The organism is Helicobacter heilmannii (assembly GCF_001283065.1).
Lineage (GTDB): Bacteria > Campylobacterota > Campylobacteria > Campylobacterales > Helicobacteraceae > Helicobacter > Helicobacter heilmannii.
The window spans coordinates 369397-388685 of sequence record NZ_CDMK01000001.1; the positions used below are offsets into that span (position 1 = coordinate 369397).

Here is a 19289-nt window from a genome sequence, read left to right on the forward strand (position 1 = left end):
GGGGGTTGTGTGTTTAGGGTGTTGTGGGTGTTGTGGACTTGTGTTGGTTTAATTTTAGCACAAGAGAGCACACAAATCCAACGCTTGCAAGAACAAGCCACGCATTTAGAGCACAAGATCCGAACAAGCGATAACATTTGGTTAAAAAAGTTTAGCAATTTCGAGAGTTATGAGCAGATTTATGAAGAGATTCAAGCCATCCAACGCCAAATCAAAACCCTTAAAAACAAAAAGAACAGCGACACCTTGAAAATCAGCACCTTAAACCACACCTTAAAAGCCCTCAAATACCAAGAGGAATTGCTTGAAGAATATAAAATGAATCCCTTTAAAGAGTTGGTGGAAAAGCCCAACATCGCCAATATCCCAAGCATCACCAACCCCATTGCCATCGTTACGGGGATTTCCTTTATCAAGCAGATCAAAGCCAAGTACACCACCATGAAGCACCACAAAAAGAGCTTACACGAAGTACTGGACTTGATTAATCAAGAATTAGAGGTGCTGACACAGCTGGAGAAGTTACAAAGAGAAAGTGGGCAAGAGGAAGAGCACCTAGCCAAGAAAATCTACCAAGAGCAGGTTAAAAAGATCGAATTGCAAGGGGCGCAAAACCTCTTAAAAACGAGCATGGATGTCTATCTCAAGGACATTGACGAGGTGGAGTCCAACATCAAATCCCAAATCAAAGACCAAATCTTTAAATTAATTTATGTCGCACTGATCGCTCTTGTCAGTATTTTTTTGGCGTGGGTGCTCAAAGTCATTAGCCATAAATACATCCACAGCAATGAGCGCGCCTACACGATCAACAAGGCGATCAACTTTGTCAATGCCAATGTGGTGGTGTTGATTTTTCTTTTTGCTTACTTGGAAAATGTGTCCTACCTTGTAACGGTGTTAGGCTTTGCCAGTGCCGGTATTGCCATCGCCATGCGCGATTTGTTCATGAGCGTGCTAGGGTGGTTTATGATCCTCATTGAGGGCAATATCCATGTGGGTGATCGCGTGAAGGTGACCAAAGACGGGCACGCTTATGTGGGTGATGTGCTCGACATCTCCGCGCTCTACACCACCATCCTAGAGGATGTTACACTCACCAGCTATAAAAACAACGAGTGCCGGGCGGGGCGGATCATCTTTGTCCCCAACAACTACATCTTTAGCAATTTGCTTTGCAATTACAGCCACTTTGGCATGAAAACCGTTTGGGATGGGATCGTCTTTTGTGTAACCTTTGACTCAAATTACAAAAAAGCCATGCAAATTGCCCTAGACATCGCCAACACCCAAGCCAAGCAATACACCGAAATGACCTACAAACAAATGAACAACATGCGCACCAAATACTCCCTACGCAACACCAGTGCCAACCCACGGGTGTTTATGGTGCTCGAGCAAGAGGGCATCCACATCAGCGTGTGGTACCAAACCAACTCTTACGCTACGCTTGCACTCAAATCTAAGATTTCTAGTGATATTATCGAGGCACTTTTAAAAGAACCAGACATTTTCATCGCCTATAGCACGACTAAATTCGTGCAAAGTGCGGGCGATGGGTTTGGGAACAAAAACAGCGTGTTTGAGAGCAAGGAATTACGCCTATGAAACAAAAAGTTTATTTTAAAACCTTTGGTTGCCGCACCAATTTATTCGATACACAAGTCATGCTTGCGCATTTAAAGGACTTTGAGCGCACCACAAGCGAGGATTTGGCCGACATTGTGGTTTTGAACTCTTGCACGGTCACCAATGACGCGGATTACAGCGCACGGGCGTATGCCAAGAAAATGCATGCTTTAGATAAAAAAGTCTATTTCACCGGTTGCGGGGCGAATAAAGAGGGGCGCAAACTCTTAGAGGCAAAGCAGGTGAGCGGGGTGTTCGGGCACGATCACAAAACCCAAATCAACCACCTTTTGCATCAAGAGGGGTTTTTTTACGAGGACAAGCAAGAAGAGCTAGAGGGCACGCTGTTAAAAAGCTTCGTGGGTAAGACCCGCGCCTTTGTCAAAATCCAAGAGGGTTGCGATTTTAAATGCAGTTATTGCATCATCCCCCAAGTTCGGGGCAAGTCGCGCAGTTTAGACAGAACCCACATTTTAAAGCAAATTCATTTATTGGCAGATAGCGGGGTTTTGGAGATGGTTTTGACGGGTACCAATGTGGGCAGCTATGGATTAGACAAAGGCGATAGCCTAGCCAAGCTCATAAAAGAGATCGCTAAAACCCCCATCAAGCGGGTGCGCATTGGCAGCCTAGAGCCCGCCCAAATGGATGGAGAGTTTTTAGAGCTGCTAGATCACCCCATTTTAGAAAAGCATTTACACATCGCCCTGCAGCACAGCCACGACACCATGCTGCGCTGGATGCGCCGGCGCAACCGCACACACAGCGATTTGACCCTTTTACAAAAAGTCGCTTCTAAGGGCTTTGCCATTGGCACGGATTTTATCGTGGGCCACCCGCATGAAGACGAAAATATTTGGCAAGAGGCACTAGAAAACTTTAAACAACTCCCCCTAACCCATATCCACCCCTTCATCTACAGCATGCGTGATGGCACACCCTCAAGCAAAATGCCCCATCACATCAATGGCCGCGTTGCCAAAGCCCGCTTAAAACAAATTAAAGAACGGGTGCAAGAAAATAATTTTAACTTTAGGCAGGCTTTAAAAGCGCAGGGCGTGGCATTAGAGGTGCTCGTGGAGGGGCTTAAGGGGGGGGTGTATGTGGGGCATGACCAGTTTTTTAACCCCGTGCGCTTAAATTCAAAAGAGGATTTGCGCGGGCGGTGGGTGGTTTTAAACGATTACGAGGTGGAGCGTGATGCCAACATTGCGGCGGTATAAAAAGGCGATCATCGGCGGCCTTGCGCTCTTGGTGGGGGTGGTCTTTGTAGTGTTTCTCTTCTTTAGAGAGCCCACAAGGCTGGTGAGCATCCAAGATTTCAACGCCCTGCTGCGCAGCGAGAAAATCCAAAGCATCAAGATCGACAGCCGCTACATTTACCTAAAAACCCGCTTTAAGGTGTACAAAACCGCCCGGCTAGGTTGGACGGACTCCATGCAATTTCCCACGAACATCCCCATTGAGGTGCTATCTGAGGACAACACCACGCAACAACTCTTAGACATGGTGATCATCTTCTTCTTTTTGGTGCTCTTGGCGGTGATTTTGCGCTTGGCATGGAGCAAAAAGGCACTGTTGCAACCCTCCATAGATGCCGCCCAAGCGCGCCCAAGCGCGCCCATGCCCACCCTACATGCTACGCTTCCCAGCGTGCGTTTCAAAGATGTGGCCGGCACGAAAGAGGTGAAAGAGGAATTGTATGAAATTGTGGATTACTTGAAAAACCCTAAAAAATACCAGGATTTAAAAATCAAGTTGCCTAAGGGGGTATTGCTGGTAGGTCCCCCGGGAGTGGGTAAGACGATGATCGCCAAAGCCCTAGCTGCGGAGGCGAAAGTGCCCTTTTTTTACCACAGCGGGAGCGCGTTTGTACAAATTTATGTGGGCGTGGGGGCTAAGCGGGTGCGCGAGCTCTTTGCCAAGGCCAAGGCCTTTAGCCCCTCCATTGTTTTCATTGATGAGATCGATGCGGTGGGCAAGGCTAGGGGACACCAGCGCAACGATGAAAGAGAGGCCACGCTCAATCAGCTTTTAACCGAGATGGACGGCTTTGAGGAAAGCTCTCAGGTGATCGTGATCGGGGCTACGAATAAAATTGATGTGATGGACGAGGCACTTTTAAGGAGCGGGCGCTTTGATCGGCGCATTTTTATCTCTCTGCCCGACTTAGAGGAGCGTATACAGATTTTAGAGTCTTATTTGCAGGACAAGCAACACAATTTAGATTGTTTGGAGGTGGCAAAAATTTGCGTGGGTTTTAGCGGGGCGATGCTCTCTTCTTTAGTCAATGAAAGCGCACTCAATGCCCTAAGGCGCAACGCGGCACAGATCAGCATGAAAGACATTTTAGAGGTCAAAGACAAAATCGCCTTTGGTAAAAAGAAAAATGTAACCTTGAGCGAGCAAGAAAAGAATTTATACGCCCTGTATCAAAGCGCAAAGGCTCTTAGCGCGTATTGGCTGGAAGTGGAATTTGATAAGGTGCTCTTGGTGGGGGAGTTTTTGGTAGCAAGCGATCGGCGGATTTTAAGCAAGAGCGAGATGAACAACAGCATTAAGGTGCATTTGAGTGGGATGATTGTGCTGGACTTATTCTTTAAAGAGAGCTACACTTTGGCTAAAGATGACTTAAAGCACGCCCTAGAAACCGCTAAAAAGATGTGCGAAGAGTATGGCATGGGGCATAAGTTTATCGGGGATCGAAGCGATGTGGAGGCACTCTTAAGTGCGCTTTATACGGAGCAAAGGGAGTTTTTAGGCAATTTTAAAGCCCAAGTGCAGGCGATGGCGCAGGCTTTACTGGATAAAGAGAAGCTGAGCAAAACCCAGATCCAAGAGATTTTGCGCTCGTTTGTGTGATGGTTTATTTTAGCGGGTTTGGCTTTAGGGGGGAGCAGAGCTTGTTTTCTTGGATTTTAAAAGATGTGGGGGCGTATGACATTGCCGGCTTTAGCTATGGCGCGCTTAAAGCCCTAGAGCGCGCCTATGAGAAGGTGAAAGAGAGCCAAAGGGTGCAAAAACTCCTTTTAATTTCGCCCTGCATGCTCGCATCCAAACCCCCCGCCTTTAAACGGCTGCAAGTTTTAGGCTATAAAAAAGACCCACAGGGCTACATGCACACCTTTTTGAAAAACATCGGTTGGGCGGATGTGCTCGCTAAAGATCCAAGCTTTAAGAACTGCACGCATTTAGGCAGTGCTAAAGATTTAGAAGAGTTGCTTTATGCTCCCCTAGATGCGCAAAAACTTGCCTTTTTACAGGCTGGCGGCGTGCAAATCGAAGTGTTTTTAGGACTGGCTGATCCGCTTTTAGAGCCCAAGGAGGCACTAGAGTTTTTTAAGCCCTATGCTTGCGTGTGGCAGTTTAAGGGTGTGGGGCATTTCTTGTGCTAAGTCTAATCCCACAATGCAGGTGAATTTGCGTTATGTTATAATCAAACTTGCAATTTTGTAATACATTTTTGGAGAATCGATGGATTTTGGTGTGAGATTGGGTTTTAAGACAAAAATCGTTTTGGTGTTGGTGGTGTTGCTCGTGTTGGTGTTTGGTTCCACCATTGTGATCATTGGGGTGAGGATCCGCACCAATTTAACCCAAAAGGCGCAAGATTCGCTCGCCACGAGCACCAATATTTTATCTGCCACGATCAAAGAGTGGGACAACAACATCCGCACCGTTTTGCTCCAAACCGCCCACTCCTTTGCAGGCATAGACCTTAAAGACACAGACCAACTTAAGAAAATCATCACCTTTGTGCACAACAATTTGACCGCGGCAGACTTGTATGTTGCCTTTGAAAATGGGGTAATCATCAAGCTCAATGGGCACATCCCCGCTGGTTACGACCCGAGAGTGCGCACTTGGTACAAAAACGCCAAAGTCAACAACGGCATTTTTGTGTCGCAACCCTATATGGATGCATTCACCAAGAAAATGGTCATAACCTACTCCATCGCCCTCAAGCAACATGGGGAGTTTAGGGGGGTCGTGGCCGTGGATGAGAATTTGGATAAGTTCCTTGATTCTGTGATCAGTACCTATTTCACCAAACAAAGGGTGCATTTGCTAGACGATCAGGGCGTGGTCTTGGGCTCGTCTGTGTATCCCGAGGGGATCAAATACCACGCTGAAGACCCCCAGTTGCGCCAAAAGATCTTAGGCACTAAGAGCGGTTTCATTGAAAAAGACGGCAAGGAGGGCACGAAGTTTTATGTCTTCAACACCATAGAGGGACTGAATTGGAAGGTTGTGTCTGTGGTCTTTAAAAAAGATGTATTGAAAGCCCTCAATGAAATCCAAACAATGATGTTTATCATCTCTGTGATCGCGCTCATCTTGATCTCCTTCATCCTCTTTGGGGTGATTGAGCTCTTGTGCCGCCCGCTCATCCAGCTACGCGATTTGATCGTGCAGTTGGTGTCTGACAATGGAGATTTGACCAAACGCTTGCATGTTAAAGGTACAGATGAGATTGCCTCGATCTCCTCTAATATCAATCTTTTGCTTGAGAAAATACATGGCATGGTGTCTAAGATCAAGGAGCTAGGTACCCAGAACCACCACATCGCCAACACCCTTTACACAAGCGTCAACAATGTGGAGCAACACACCCAAGAGAGCAAAGACCTCATCCACACCACCCTAGAAAGCGGTGATAGCGTCATTGGCAACATTTTAAGGGGAGTGGAAAATGCAGACGCAAACAACAAAAACCTCTTGCAAACAGACAGCACCCTTGAGGAAATCCGCCTCCAAATCCAAGCCTTTAGCAAGAATTTGGCAGACAAAGCCAAATTAGGCACGGAGTTTTCTAGCCGCTTGGACCAAACCTCTAAAAACACCGAGAACATCAAGGCGGTTTTAACACTCATCTCTGACATCGCCGAGCAAACGAATTTACTTGCTCTCAACGCTGCGATCGAGGCGGCTAGGGCTGGCGAGCACGGCCGGGGCTTTGCGGTGGTGGCCGATGAAGTGCGCAAACTCGCCGAAAAAACGCAACGCAGTTTAACCGAGATCGCCAGCACCATCAACGAAGTGGTGCAAAGTGTGAGGGCAATCAGCCGCGACCTACACACCAACGCCCAAGACATCTTAAAAACCTCTGAGCTCACCCATTCCTTGCAAGAGATGGTCGATTCAAATGTGCAGAACATCCAAGGCGTGATCAGCGCTACAAGCGAGGATGTCAAGGAGTTCAAAGAGATTGCCAACACCACAAAAACGATTGTGCAAAGCATCCAAGAAATCAACCGTCTAGCACTGCTCAACCACCAAAGTGTGCAAGATGTGGGTAAGGCCAACCAGTCTTTAAATGAAGTGGCTCAAGTGCTCGATCAAGAATTAGGAAAATTTAAGGTTTAGTATGCGTTTTTCTATTTGGATCGCCGTGTTGTTAGCTTTGGGGTGTTCAGACCCCAAAAGCCACGAAAAGCCTAAGGAGAGTGTCCCACTTGTGTGGCACTTTTTGGACCAAAACCACCAAGAATTGCAGTTAAAAAGTACAGATAAGGTTTTAGAGGTCTTGAATAAAATCCCTATGCCTACCTTGATCATGGTGTTGGACTTAAACCCCAAAAACACCGCCTACCTTGCGCTTTTTGAGCACTTGCAAGCCCAGTTTAAAGGTGTGCGCTTTCTAGCCCTGCTCAATAAGGCTTATTCTCAAGAGCAAATCGATGCCTACTCTAAGGCCAATCAACCCCATTTTGCGCTTTTTAACCCGATGGACAAGACTCACTTTTTCAAAACCCTAAAAAGCACTTCTTGGCCCTTGCCCTATTTTCTGCTCTATGACAAACAGGGGCATTTGGTGCAAAATTACCGTGGTGTGATTTTAGAAGAAATGCTCGCCAAAGATTTACAAGATTTGATGGATACAAAGAAAAAATAATGTTTAACTTCTTTAAAAAAACAATCCAAAATGTCGCCTCACTGCTCAAAGCTAAGGATGCCACCTTCAGCAAAGAAGAGATGGAAGAAATTTTAATCGGCTTTGATGTGCAATTTGACCTGGTCGAAAAGCTCTTAGAGCACCTGCCCGATCCAATCAAGCGCAACCACCTAGAGGTGGCTTTGATGCGCTTTTTACGCAAGGAGAGCTATTACGACAAGGTGCGCCTAAAGCCCCTAGACACCAAGCCCTTAGTTTCGCTCATTTTGGGGGTCAATGGGGCGGGCAAGACCACCACCATCGCCAAACTCGCCAAACAACACCTACTAAACAAACAAAAAGTTCTGTTAGGTGCAGGCGACACCTTCCGCGCGGCAGCCGTGAAACAACTCCAGCTTTGGGGGGAGAAATTGCAATTAGAGGTGATTAGCGCGGGGCAAAATAGCGATCCTAGCGCGCTGGCTTACAACACCATTGAAGCAGGGATCGCAAGAGGGGTAGATCAAATCATCATCGACACCGCCGGCAGGCTACACAACCAAACCAATCTAAAAAACGAGCTTTTAAAAATCTCTAGGGTGTGCAGCAAGGCCCTAAACAACGCCCCCTACTATAAAATTTTAATACTAGATGGCACCCAGGGCAGCTCTGCTTTGGAGCAGGCCAAAATTTTTCATGAAAGCTTAGAGCTAGATGGGGTGATCGTGACTAAGCTGGATGGCACCAGCAAGGGGGGGTGCATTTTAAGCATTCTTTACGAATTGCGACTACCCATTTTATATTTGGGCGTGGGGGAGAAGGAAAACGATTTAATTGCCTTTGAAGAAATGGAGTATGTTAAGAGCCTTTTAGATGCGATCTTTAAAGATGGGCAAGAAGTCTAGGGTTTTTGAGTGCCAGCATTGTGGCTTTGTGAGCCCTAAGTGGCTGGGCAAATGCAATAATTGTAACCAATGGGAAAGCTTTATTGAGATCAGCCAAAAAGAGCTAGAAAGCCTAAAGCCGCTTAAAAAGAGCCCCCAACTCTTAGCCGTTTCGATCGCTAAGGTTAAGCAAGAGAGTGTGAGCACCTTTAGCTCCACGCAAAAAGAATTAGACCTTGTGCTAGGCGGGGGGATTGTGCCCGGGGGGCTGTATCTCATCGGGGGGGCTCCTGGCGTGGGTAAATCCACGCTGCTATTAAAAATGGCGGGCGGGCTAGCTAGCACGGGTTTAAGCGTGCTGTATGTGAGCGGGGAGGAGAGCGCGGGGCAAATCCGCTTAAGGGCCGATCGGCTTGCTTGTGTGCAAGAAAAGCTGTTTTTGCTCAATGAAATCGATCTAGACACGATCAAGGCGCATTTATTGGGGCAAACTTACGCCATCTGTGTGATCGACTCGATCCAAACTCTTTATTCCAGCGCGATTAGCTCGGCTCCGGGCTCCATCTCTCAAGTGCGCGAAATCACCTTTGATTTAATGCGCCTAGCCAAACAAGAGCAGATCGCCATTTTTATCATCGGGCACATCACTAAAGAGGGCTCGATTGCTGGCCCTCGCGTGCTCGAGCACATGGTCGATGCCGTGCTTTATTTTGAGGGCGATCCGAGTCGAGAGCTGAGAATCTTAAGGAGTTTTAAAAACCGCTTTGGGGCAACTAGTGAAGTGGGCATTTTTGAAATGCATCAAGAGGGGCTGATGAGCGCTAAAGAGGCTTCTAAGCTCTTTTTCTCCCAAAAGCAGAGCCTAGCTGGCAGTGCGCTAAGTGTGGTGCTAGAGGGCTCAAGGGCACTCATTTTAGAGATACAGGCCTTAGTGTGTGAGAGCTCTTTAGCCAATCCTAAGAGACTAGCCACCAGCTTTGACACGAATCGCCTACACATGCTCTTAGCCCTGCTAGAAAAAAAGCTAGAGATCCCGCTAAACCGCTATGATGTCTTTATCAATGTCTCGGGGGGGATTAAAATTAGCGAAACCAGCGCGGATTTAGCCGTGATTGCCAGTATTTTATCTAGCTTTAGAAACCGCCCTATCAGCAATAAAACCGCCTTCATCGGGGAGGTGGGGCTCACCGGCTCGGTGCAAGAAGTGCCTAACTTAAATGTGCGCTTGAAAGAAATGGAGAATTATAGCTTTTTAAAAGCGATCGTGCCTAAAAAACCCAGCTTAAAAACCCCCATTGCCTGCTACGAGGCTAGAGATGTGTCGCAGATCATTGAGTGGATGTAGGGTAGTGCGCAACACGGATGCGCATATAAGCATGGCAACAAAAAATCTAGACTGCAGCCAAGAGCCTTTAGGGCGCATTAAAGTTAGAAGGATTTGCTCTTTAAGGCGGTGTCAGTGGAGGGCTTAGAGCATTTGCCAGCGGGGTGGGGGGTTAAGAGATTATATGATGTGGCTTTTCAACCCAAAGATAGGATAAGGATAAGCCACCTCACTCCAAAAAATTATGTGGGTGTGGATAATTTGTTGCAAAATGGGCAAGGCAAGAGAGAAGCGACCTTTATCCCAAAAGGCAACGCTAAAACAAGTGGCTATGCCCAAAACGATATTTTAATCGGCAACATACGCCCCTATCTCAAAAAGATTTGGCTAGCGGACACAGAGGGGGGGACAAATGGCGATGTAGTCGTTTTGCGTGTGAGAAATGCGGGCGTTGTCGCTCCAAGATTTTTATACTATGTCTTAAGGCGTGATGCATTTTTTGATTATATGATGCGCTTTATCAAGGGGGTAAAAATGCCAAGAGGCGATAAAAAAGCCATATTGAATTTTACAATCCCCCTCCCCCCCTTAAAAGAACAACACGCCATCGCCGCGTTTTTAGACGACAAGACTTCTAAATTAGATCGTCTCATCACTAAAAAATCTTGCCTGCTGCAAAGCCTTAAAGCTTATAAACACGCCTTGATTAGCGAAGTGGCCACTAAAGGACTAGCTGCCACCCCCACCAAACAGAGCGGCTTAGACTGGCTGGGGGAAATTCCAACAGGGTGGGAGCTAGCCGAGCTAAAGAGATTGCTAGACTATGAACAGCCCACAAAATACCTTGTCAAAAGCGATGACTATAAGCACTACAAGCCCCATTATAAAACGCCCGTTTTAACGGCGGGCAAGGGCTTTTTACTTGGATATACGAACGAAACAGAAGGGATATACCCAGCCTCTAAAGAAAACCCCGTTATCATTTTTGACGACTTTACAACGACTTTTCATTGCGTAGATTTTCCCTTTAAAGTTAAGTCCTCCGCCATTAAACTTTTAACGCCAAAACGCAACTTAGTTAGCCTGAAATTCACCTACTATGCAATGCTTAGCATGGATTTTAAGCCCAGACCTAGAGACCACATGCGCCATTGGATTACCAAATATTCCATTTTTAAAATCCCCCTCCCCCCACTGCCCGAACAACAGAGAAAGACACGCAAGCAGGGCAACAGCAAGAGCTAGGTACTTCTAAGTCCTCTAACCCCAAAGAGGCCCCAAAGACAAGTTGTAGCAAGCCTAAGAAGGATAGCTAGCAACAAAATCATCTAAACACCCTAAGAGCATAAGGTGTTGGTGTGCTAAATTCAATACAACAGCTTTAAAATGCAAGACCCCACAAGGACAAAATGAAAACCGCCACAAAAGCCACCCCAAAGACCCCATTTGAAGCCCAAGAACCCTCCTTAACCCTACGCTCTTTGCTCTTTTATGTGGGGGGTAGATACAAGCTCATGCCCCAACTAAGACCCCTATTCCCCATCCCCATTAAACGCTTGTTGGCCCTTTGCCATAATCCCCAAAGAGCATTGAACTAGCCATTAAACAAACCTAAAAACGCATAATTCGTAACCAACACTTCTTGGCTGGGGGTGTGTTTGTGCTTGGCTTGGTAGCTGGAATTGGCGTAGCTGTGCTTTAAGGGGTGGATGTGCCACCTTTGTGTCTTGCACCACTCTAAGAGCAAACCGTGCTCTGCCCCCTTGTGTGCGATCACATTAGAAAGGGCAAATTTAATGCCCCTGTGGCTGGCTCTCTCTAAAAAACGCAACAAGTCTAGCTCATCGCCTACAGACCACCCTCCATTTTCGTTATAGCTCGCACAGCCCAAGAGATAGGGCGGATCAAGATAGAGAAAATCCTTAGCACTCAAGGCGTTCAAATCCATCGCTCTAAAGTCCGTACATAAAAAAGAGCTCCCCTGTATTCTTGCTTGAAAAAGCTCTAACTTGCGTCTAAGCCTTGCATTGAAATCCCGCTTGCCTACGGGCAAATTAAAGTCCCCCCTAGCGTTAAAACGCATTTGGTTGTTGAAGGCAAAGATCAGCAACACCAGCAACAATAAGGGCTCTTTGCTTTGGTTATAACTCTCTCTCAGCCTTAAAAACGCCGGCTTGTTGTGTGTGCTTAAACCTGCGTTAGAAGTGGTGTTGTAGTGGCTATAACCCCATAGATGCGACTGGCTGAGCCCATGCGTGGCGATGATCTGATCGATTTGTTGTTCTAAATTTTGGGTGCTTTGGATGTATGCCAACAGCTCAATCAAGGCTGGGTTTTTATCCACCCCCACCACCCGATGTGCCCTAACATTGCTCCCAACATTAAACCCCCCACAAAAGATGTCGTAAAAGGTGTGGATATTGAGGGGGAGTTTGGGCAGGATTTGGGGCAAAAGTTTAAACTTGCCCCCCGTGTAGTTAAGGGGTGATTGGATCAAGTGCTGTCTTAGCCTGTGGGTTTTTTAAACTAGCTTTAAGTTTATGGGGATGGACGGCGCATAAAAACAGCCGTTCTTGGTGGTTGGCGATGGCGGACTTGCCTGCGCTAAAGGGGGCACAATCCTTGCTAAAAACAGACACCATGCCTTTTTGCCCTAAAATCTCTAAAATGTCAGCATCGCTGATCTTGGTGTTGGATCGAGGGTTTGCACTATGGGTATTGTTGTAAGAAAAGAGAATGTAGCGGGCTTGCAGGCTGTCTATGAGCTCTTTAAAATGCACTTTGGCATCTTTTAGGCAATACTGGCTTCTTAGTGCCCTCAAGTCCATTTTGCCCGCACTCCCAAAGACGGGGGGTTTGGTGTTGCGGGCAATGTTCTCCAAGAAGTGATAGGCGTTGGCGTATTGGCGTGAGTTATAGGGAGGGTCAAGATAGACAATGTCAGCCACTAGGCACTTGGCAAGGGCATTGGCATCCATGTTGAAAATTTGGTTACGGGCGTTGTGGGTGTTGCCAATTAGGGGCATACGCAATTCTAGGGGTGTGTCTAGCTCCCCATTTTTGCGGTAGGCATCGTAATGCCCCACGGTGTTGGCGATCCGATCGATGGCATAAAGGAGAGAAGTGAGCAAAATAGAATACTCTCGCCCATTGATTTCTTTTTCTTTAAGTTTTCTGTCTAGGTCGTCTCTCATAAAGCCCACTTTTTGCAGGTTTTGGGTGCTTAGGTAGGTGTTGCCGAAGGTTTGGCTGTAGTAGTTGTCGCCTAGGTTGGTGGCTTGGTTGTAGTGGGTGAGTAGGTGTAACACCAAGTCCTTATCGTAAGGCACAGGCGAGAAAAAGCACACATAGGCGTGGTGGTTGCACGCTAGAAGGTCATTAACCACGATGTCAAAGCTGGGGTTGAAGTGGTGGGCGACAACTCCCGTGCCCGCAAAGAGATCGGCAAAGCTCTTGCACCCATGCGTGTGCTGGCGTATCACTTGTGCGATCAAGTCTAGCATGTGTGCCTTGCCCCCCAAATAACGGCGGTTAGAGATGTTAAAGGTTTTCATTGGGCACATAGGGCTTGCACCGCTTGCCAAACTTCTTTGTGCCAAGTGTGGGCGATGGGCTTGGGGTTGTCGTAGCTGTAGTCTTTAAAAATCGTGGCGATCAACGCCTTAAAGTCGGGCTTTTTCTCTAAAAGATAGCTGAGTTGTTTGGTGTCTAAAGCAAAGATTTTAACCCCCTGTGTGCTGAACTTATGGCGTGTGTGCTGAAGTTGTATGTAGGCACTGGCTCTAAAAAGATTGATGACATTGGCATCAAGTTTGTCGGCGATGAAAAAAATATAAGAGTTTCGCTTACGCTGGTTGTTTTGAGCGGTTAGGTTTGTGCCATGCCTGATAACTGGTTCTAACTCCCCCCGCTTTTGGGCGTTTTGATCCATTAGGGTAACTTCTAGCATGGTGTCAAATGTGGTATGGCGTGCGATGATGTCGCCATCCCCACCCGGGGCGTGCGACAAGGGCAGTCCATCGGCATCTAGGCTCAATTTCATGCTGTCTGCTAGATTGAAATCCTTGCCACTGATCCTATGCCACACAAGGGCACTGATGTATTCAAAGATGGTCGGCACGCTGGCGTTGTCTGTAACTTCTTTTTGGATTTGGGGGTGTTGCTTTTTATCGCCAAACAGCCCTAAAAGGGTGCAAAGCTGGCTATCCGTGTAACGACTCGCAAGCTTGGCTTCAAATTGGCGATCGTATTGGTGTTTGAAAAAATCTTTTGTAGAAATTTGGGGGGCAATTTGGCATTTAGCTCTAATACGCTTTTCAAGGCTCTCTAGGGCGTTTTGATCTAGGTTTAGGATTTCTATCAGGCTTAGGTCTTGGTGAAGGCTGGTGGCTGTCCTAGTGGGCGAAAATCGCGTGTCTAAACGCTCTCCTAAAATGATGGGGTTTTCAGGGCTAAAAATTTCTTGTATCACTTCTCTTTGCTTAAGGCTCACTAAGCCATTGCTAAAGCTGATGATCCCTGTAACCCTAAAGACACGGATCAACACATCGCTATACTCTTGCACAAGGTCGTGGTGCTTGGAGTGGCGATACATCTCGTAGAATTGGCGGTTAAATTCTTGTAGATTGGGTGCGTTAAATAGGGCGTTTTCTTTACTAATGAGCGACTCTATGAAAAAGGGCTTGCCAAAACCAAAGGCTTTAATAACAGCTGGATCAGAGCTAATGGTATGCAACTTCTCTAGGTTTTCGGGGGTTTTGGTGTGATAAAAGTCTAGACAAGCTTGGTAGAATTGCCAATAAAGGACTGTTGTTTCTTGGCTTTTACGGTTTTTAAAGTGGGTGCTAAATTGTGTGTTTTTGATGGGGGTGTTTGCAAAACGCACTTCTTGGCTATCTGTGCATAGCGTGTTGATAAAAGCATCGATGTCTTGCTTGTTCTCTATAACACTTTGGTAGTCATCAAAGATGTTTTTCAGTTGTTCTGTGTGTTGTGTGGGCTCTAAGCTTAATAAAATCTTACAAAAGTGATCTTGGGGGATTTGTGGGTGTCTTAGTAAGAATGCAAGAGCTAAGCGGTAAATATAAAGGGCACATTCACCCTGGTACACCCCTAATTTGAAAAGCTGGCGTAAAAAGGCAAGGTTGTCTGCTCTTAAACCTAGCAAGTTTTCTAAAAAGTCTGGCTCAATTTTATTTTGTAAAAAGACTAAACCTGCTGGGGTTAATGTCCGTTTGTCGTCTATGAAGCCTATTTTAACGAGTGCATTGCTGTAAGTCCGTGCTCGTTTGGCTTGCTCTGCTGGAGCGATGTCTCTTTCTGGTGGCTTAATGAGACCACTTTCTAGCACATAGCGGTAAAACAGCTCTTGCGAGCCATTGTATATGTCCCACTTTAGTGACAAATCTTGTAAACCCTGAAGTAGGATTTTATAATCGCTGGCAATCTCTTTACGCCTAAAGCTGGTGTCTCCAAGATTGATGGGGGAGTTTGGTTTTTTGGTGATCATCGTACTCTGTCGTTGGTGGATTATCTTTGAGTTATCTTTGATTGTTGCGATTGTAGCATACTTCAAGCATACTAGATAATCTAGTCATTGTACTTATCCATTGTATTTTACGCCTACAATCCCACACAAGCCCCATACTCCCATAAACCATAGTTTTTCACTATCCACCCCTAACCTTGCGCCCTATGACCCCTTAAAGCCCTTTAAACGCTATCTCTGCTTTAATGCTTTACTCTATTCTCTCCAAACAACCGCAAAAACACCTCCAAATAGCCCCGCCCTCCCCAAAACTGCAATCACCTCAAACCAACACAAGTAACCCTAACTCCATTCACCACCCTAAAGCTCTAAAGACTCCAAAGCCCCAACACCCCAAAACAAACCCCCAATGTCCAGCCTCCAAAAAGTCGTTTTTGAGCTGTTTTTAGGCGTGGATTGTCTTTTGCAGTCTTACCTAACTTGTTTAAATACCCTTTCTACCACCCTAGAAGCCCTCACAATCAACACAACAACCCTAACCCATTTTGGGTTCTCTTTAATACTCTAAAGGCGTTATACAGCCTTTAACACTCATTCTCATTTTAAACCCCCCAAAGCCTTCCTTACTGCAATGGCGCAATACAGCCACAACACAAACTCATTTTTCACTTCAAAACCCTCTCTTGGGGGTTTGGGGGCTTACCCCCAAGAGCAAAAATAGATGCCAAGCGTAAGCTTGGCTTACCTTCTCATGCACTCTCATGCATTCAAGTCGCCAAAATTTTCAAAAATTTTCATTTTTTCATAAGTTTCACAGCCCACTTTGGGCTGATCCTAGTTCCCGAGCGCATGTGCAAGNAAGGGCACAACCCAGCCACAACACAAACTCATTTTTCACTTCAAAACCCTCTCTTGGGGGTTTGGGGGCTTACCCCCAAGAGCAAAAATAGATGCCAAGCGTAAGCTTGGCTTACCTTCTCATGCACTCTCATGCATTCAAGTCGCCAAAATTTTCAAAAATTTTCATTTTTTCATAAGTTTCACAGCCCACTTTGGGCTGATCCTAGTTCCCGAGCGCATGTGCAAGCGCGCGCAGGTTTTTAACACTTTAAAGAGCTTCGCTCTTTTAACATGTTTAGACCTCCCGCGGGGCTTGTGTAGAGCCGCTCTCCCGGAGAGTAACACGGAGTAAAATCCGCACTAACTAATCGTATTATCTCAGTTTAAAAGATATACAATGTTTAAAAGATATACAATGCAAAAAACAGCAAGGGCAAAGTTATGGGTATAGAACACCGAAAAACAATATTTGGTACAACAGATACACGGGCTACAAACTTTGATCAACGCCGAAACCAACACCACGCTTAAAGGCGTTTTGGAGCAAGAAAAAGCCGATTGCTTGAGAAACTCTTAACCTTAGCTCCACAAACCCCACCCCCCAAACTCCCAAGCCCAAGTCAAATAACCCAAGCCCAAGCCACTCCACAGCCCACAACCACCCAATACCAGCCCACAGCCCAGCAACAACCCCTAACCACCGAAGTCATTACACAAGACACCCCCACAATCCCTAATATCATTGCCAAGAAGTATGTCAGCTTTCACAATGATGTTAATTCTGTCTCTCTGGGTAAGCTAGGCACATTAGAAGCGAATCTACTCTTTGTCATCTTTCACAAGCTCAAAGACAAAGAGGATGAGCTCTTGGTGTTTGATTGTGATGAGATCAAGACAATGGTGCATGCGGTCAAGATCAGCAAAAGCGAACTAAGCAGCGTTGTCAAAAGACTGGAAAAACATTAGGGCGGCAAACTTTTGGATACTCTACCCACGCGCTAAAGAGAACATCATGCTCTTTAGAAAGTTTCGGATCAACTACCACGACACGCAAAAGACTCAAGTCAAGAGCATAGAAATCCAAGTGAATACGCCCTATTTTGGCTACTTGCTCAACTTTCTCAACGCCAACTTCACTTCCTTTGAGCTCCTAGAGTTTCAAAACATCAGTGGCAAATACGCCAAGACTCTCTATCGCTTGCTCAAGCAATGGAAAAGCACAGGTGTGCCTCCTAGGGTGGAGTGGGAGGAATTTAGAGAGTTGATGGGGATTTCTGAAAAAGTTAAGCTACTTGAAGTGATTGAGAGAGACATGCTCAAACCCGCCATTAAAGAGCTCAGCAAAATTGCACCCTTTGAATCTCTCTGTCATGAAAAATTCAAGACCAAAGGTCAAGGCAACCGCATCACACACATCCAATTCTACTTCCAACCCATTACTAAGACCAGCAAGGACAGAGAACAAGCCAAAAGAGACATAAGAACCATTGTTTGGAAAATTAGAAGTGAAAAGGCAGTTAAACAACTCAAACGCTCTATGCAGCAAGCAGAGCAGGCCAAGCTAGATAAAGGCATGCTAGAGGTCTTAGGCATGGCTTTTTACAAACCCCAAGACCCCAGCGTTGTTTTTGTAGTTGATGGCATACAACCTGCCAAGGATGGCTATGAAATCTTAGTGAAATACTATAAAGAGGGCAAAGAGTTTCAGGCCAAGAGTGCTGTGTTGCCTAACAAAGAAACTTTCTTAACAACTATGGCAAGTGCAGGTTATCAAATCGCGGACTTGCAAACGCAGCAACAGCCACAACAGTCAAACCAACCACAAGCCCTAAACCCTAAAAATGACCTAATAGAATACATAGACAGAAACATCTACATGGGCCACAATGGCGTGCCTGCCGTCCTTAAGATTAAAGACATCACACAGATAGAAAACGGCCAAGTTAGGGTGGAGCTTAAAGACACCGACAAACCACGAAAAATCTTAGATCCTTTCATTTTGGAGAGCGCTAAGCACTTTAGAAGGTGGTTTAAGAAATATGGAGTGAGATAAGAGCGCAGAAACATCTAGCTACACTAACCAAAGCACTACTAGTAAACTAGTAATGTAGAAAGACTTCAAATATAGACTGCACGGACTACACAGATGCAAACGCAAGAACGAGCAAATCTTTCACCACTAGATGACTCAACACAGCATAAAACCCCCTGCTAAAACCGCCCACAACAGCGACCAAAACCAAAACCCATATCCTTACACGCCCAAAGCCATCCTAGAGCGTTTTAAAGATTGATACCTTGAAGCCTCCACGGCGATTGAGTGGCAAAATAACCAAACGAGCTTGCGAAGTGTTTTTGCGTAGCAAATGGTTATTTTGCAAAATAACAATCAACTTTTACAAGATGTTGTAGAACAACAAGCAAGCGTTAAAAAGACAAAAACAAAACCCAAGTCTTTAAATGAGAAAAGCACGCGTGAATTACACAAAATGGAAAAAAGACTAGATGAAAAGATTGTAAAAGAGGAGGACAATCTTAAATCCTTACAAAGAGAACTTGAGCGAAAAAGCAAGGAAATAAAAGATTTGAAAAAACAACATGCGGAGATGTTATTACTTCTTGCAAAAAAAGCTGAACAAGAGGCAAAGAAGTAGTATGAGAGAGGGGACATGGGGAACATATCGGGTATCACTTTTAAAAAGACTAAAAATGTAGTGCAGACCAATCACAACGCAGGAGCTTACCGCCTAGTTATCTCTTGCCCAAAGAGAAAATCTTAAAGGTTAAGGGAGGTTTTGAAGTCAATGGATCAGCAGAAGAGGCAGACAACCTAAAGAATGCTATTATCTCTAAAGCCATGCAGGATTACCAAGCACACAGAGGGCAGAAGTTTAGAGCTAAGAGTTATCTTTGGAGCGCAGTAGTCAATATCAAAGACATAACCACTATGCAAGAGCTAGAACGCTTAGCTGATCACTTTAAAGCTAAGTATGGTTTTCAATGCTACCAGATAGCTATTCACAGAGACGAGGGCTATACAGACGAACAGGGTAACACCCGCATTAATCACCATGCACATTTGGAGTTTGTTACTCTTGATGAACAGACTGGTAAGAATAACTACCAAAGAAACAAGATAACCCCAAAGGTTTTAAGACAAATCCAAACCGAGACCGCAAACATTCTTGACATGCAAAGAAGCGAGGATGTTAGAAAGACAGGTAGGAAACGCATCGAGCCTAGAGTTTA

General features: G+C 45.8%; 16 protein-coding genes and 1 pseudogene. 14 read left to right on the plus strand and 3 right to left on the minus strand.

Features of this window, described 5'->3' with window-relative positions:
• The first annotated feature begins 9 nt into the window (after positions 1-9).
• From AOG36_RS01850 to AOG36_RS08765, 10 genes are all read left to right on the plus strand, one after another.
• Positions 10-1608 carry a mechanosensitive ion channel domain-containing protein gene (locus AOG36_RS01850; RefSeq protein WP_053825541.1) on the plus strand — a complete coding sequence of 533 codons (1599 nt, stop codon included), beginning with the start codon at positions 10-12 and terminating at the stop codon, positions 1606-1608.
• Entirely contained in the window at positions 1605-2852 is a 1248-nt protein-coding gene (gene mtaB / locus AOG36_RS01855) for a tRNA (N(6)-L-threonylcarbamoyladenosine(37)-C(2))-methylthiotransferase MtaB (protein WP_015106090.1), read from the plus strand. Before AOG36_RS01850 ends, mtaB begins: the two co-directional genes overlap by 4 nt.
• Positions 2830-4491, plus strand: coding sequence for an AAA family ATPase (locus AOG36_RS01860; protein WP_231850672.1), 1662 nt, complete (start codon positions 2830-2832; stop codon positions 4489-4491). The genes mtaB and AOG36_RS01860 overlap by 23 nt, the downstream gene beginning before the upstream one ends.
• The gene (gene bioV, locus AOG36_RS01865) at positions 4491-5024 is read left to right on the plus strand and encodes a pimelyl-ACP methyl ester esterase BioV (RefSeq protein ID WP_015106092.1); all 534 of its coding nucleotides are present in this window, start codon (positions 4491-4493) and stop codon (positions 5022-5024) included. Before AOG36_RS01860 ends, bioV begins: the two co-directional genes overlap by 1 nt.
• 79 nt (positions 5025-5103) lie before the next feature.
• Entirely contained in the window at positions 5104-6996 is a 1893-nt protein-coding gene (locus AOG36_RS01870) for a methyl-accepting chemotaxis protein (RefSeq protein ID WP_015106093.1), read from the plus strand.
• Between the two features lies 1 nt (position 6997).
• Positions 6998-7525 (plus strand): TlpA family protein disulfide reductase, encoded by a 528-nt coding sequence (locus AOG36_RS01875; RefSeq protein ID WP_015106094.1) that lies wholly within the window; start codon positions 6998-7000, stop codon positions 7523-7525.
• Positions 7525-8409 (plus strand): signal recognition particle-docking protein FtsY, encoded by an 885-nt coding sequence (gene ftsY / locus AOG36_RS01880; protein WP_015106095.1) that lies wholly within the window; start codon positions 7525-7527, stop codon positions 8407-8409. The genes AOG36_RS01875 and ftsY overlap by 1 nt, the downstream gene beginning before the upstream one ends.
• Positions 8393-9733, plus strand: a complete 1341-nt coding sequence (gene radA / locus AOG36_RS01885; protein ID WP_015106096.1) for a DNA repair protein RadA — start codon at positions 8393-8395, stop codon at positions 9731-9733. The genes ftsY and radA overlap by 17 nt, the downstream gene beginning before the upstream one ends.
• A gap of 114 nt (positions 9734-9847) precedes the next feature.
• A complete protein-coding gene (locus AOG36_RS08925) occupies positions 9848-10957 on the plus strand; it encodes a restriction endonuclease subunit S (protein WP_015106098.1) in 1110 nt (369 codons plus the stop codon).
• A 164-nt stretch (positions 10958-11121) separates the two neighbouring features.
• Positions 11122-11310 carry a hypothetical protein gene (locus tag AOG36_RS08765; protein ID WP_015106099.1) on the plus strand — a complete coding sequence of 63 codons (189 nt, stop codon included), beginning with the start codon at positions 11122-11124 and terminating at the stop codon, positions 11308-11310.
• Here AOG36_RS08765 and AOG36_RS01900 read toward each other — a convergent pair.
• The 3 genes from AOG36_RS01900 to AOG36_RS01910 are packed head-to-tail and all read right to left on the minus strand — an operon-like array spanning position 11307 to position 15221.
• Positions 11307-12209: a DNA adenine methylase gene (locus tag AOG36_RS01900; protein WP_015106100.1), complete on the minus strand. Its 903-nt coding sequence runs from the start codon at positions 12207-12209 to the stop codon at positions 11307-11309. The genes AOG36_RS08765 and AOG36_RS01900 overlap by 4 nt on opposite strands.
• Positions 12190-13266 carry a DNA adenine methylase gene (locus tag AOG36_RS01905; protein WP_053825404.1) on the minus strand — a complete coding sequence of 359 codons (1077 nt, stop codon included), beginning with the start codon at positions 13264-13266 and terminating at the stop codon, positions 12190-12192. The genes AOG36_RS01900 and AOG36_RS01905 overlap by 20 nt, the downstream gene beginning before the upstream one ends.
• Entirely contained in the window at positions 13263-15221 is a 1959-nt protein-coding gene (locus AOG36_RS01910) for an AlwI family type II restriction endonuclease (protein ID WP_015106101.1), read from the minus strand. Before AOG36_RS01910 ends, AOG36_RS01905 begins: the two co-directional genes overlap by 4 nt.
• Positions 15222-16598: 1377 nt before the next feature.
• On the opposite strand from AOG36_RS01910, the gene AOG36_RS01915 reads away from it, so the two are divergent.
• The 4 genes and pseudogenes from AOG36_RS01915 to AOG36_RS08655 all read left to right on the plus strand — a co-directional run.
• Positions 16599-17006 carry a hypothetical protein gene (locus AOG36_RS01915; protein WP_015106104.1) on the plus strand — a complete coding sequence of 136 codons (408 nt, stop codon included), beginning with the start codon at positions 16599-16601 and terminating at the stop codon, positions 17004-17006.
• Positions 16981-18093, plus strand: coding sequence for a replication initiation protein (locus AOG36_RS01920; RefSeq protein ID WP_156294627.1), 1113 nt, complete (start codon positions 16981-16983; stop codon positions 18091-18093). The genes AOG36_RS01915 and AOG36_RS01920 overlap by 26 nt, the downstream gene beginning before the upstream one ends.
• A 313-nt stretch (positions 18094-18406) precedes the next feature.
• Entirely contained in the window at positions 18407-18694 is a 288-nt protein-coding gene (locus AOG36_RS01925) for a hypothetical protein (RefSeq protein WP_053830435.1), read from the plus strand.
• 104 nt (positions 18695-18798) lie between these two features.
• Positions 18799-19289, plus strand: a pseudogene (locus AOG36_RS08655) (mobilization protein); the annotation flags it as partial.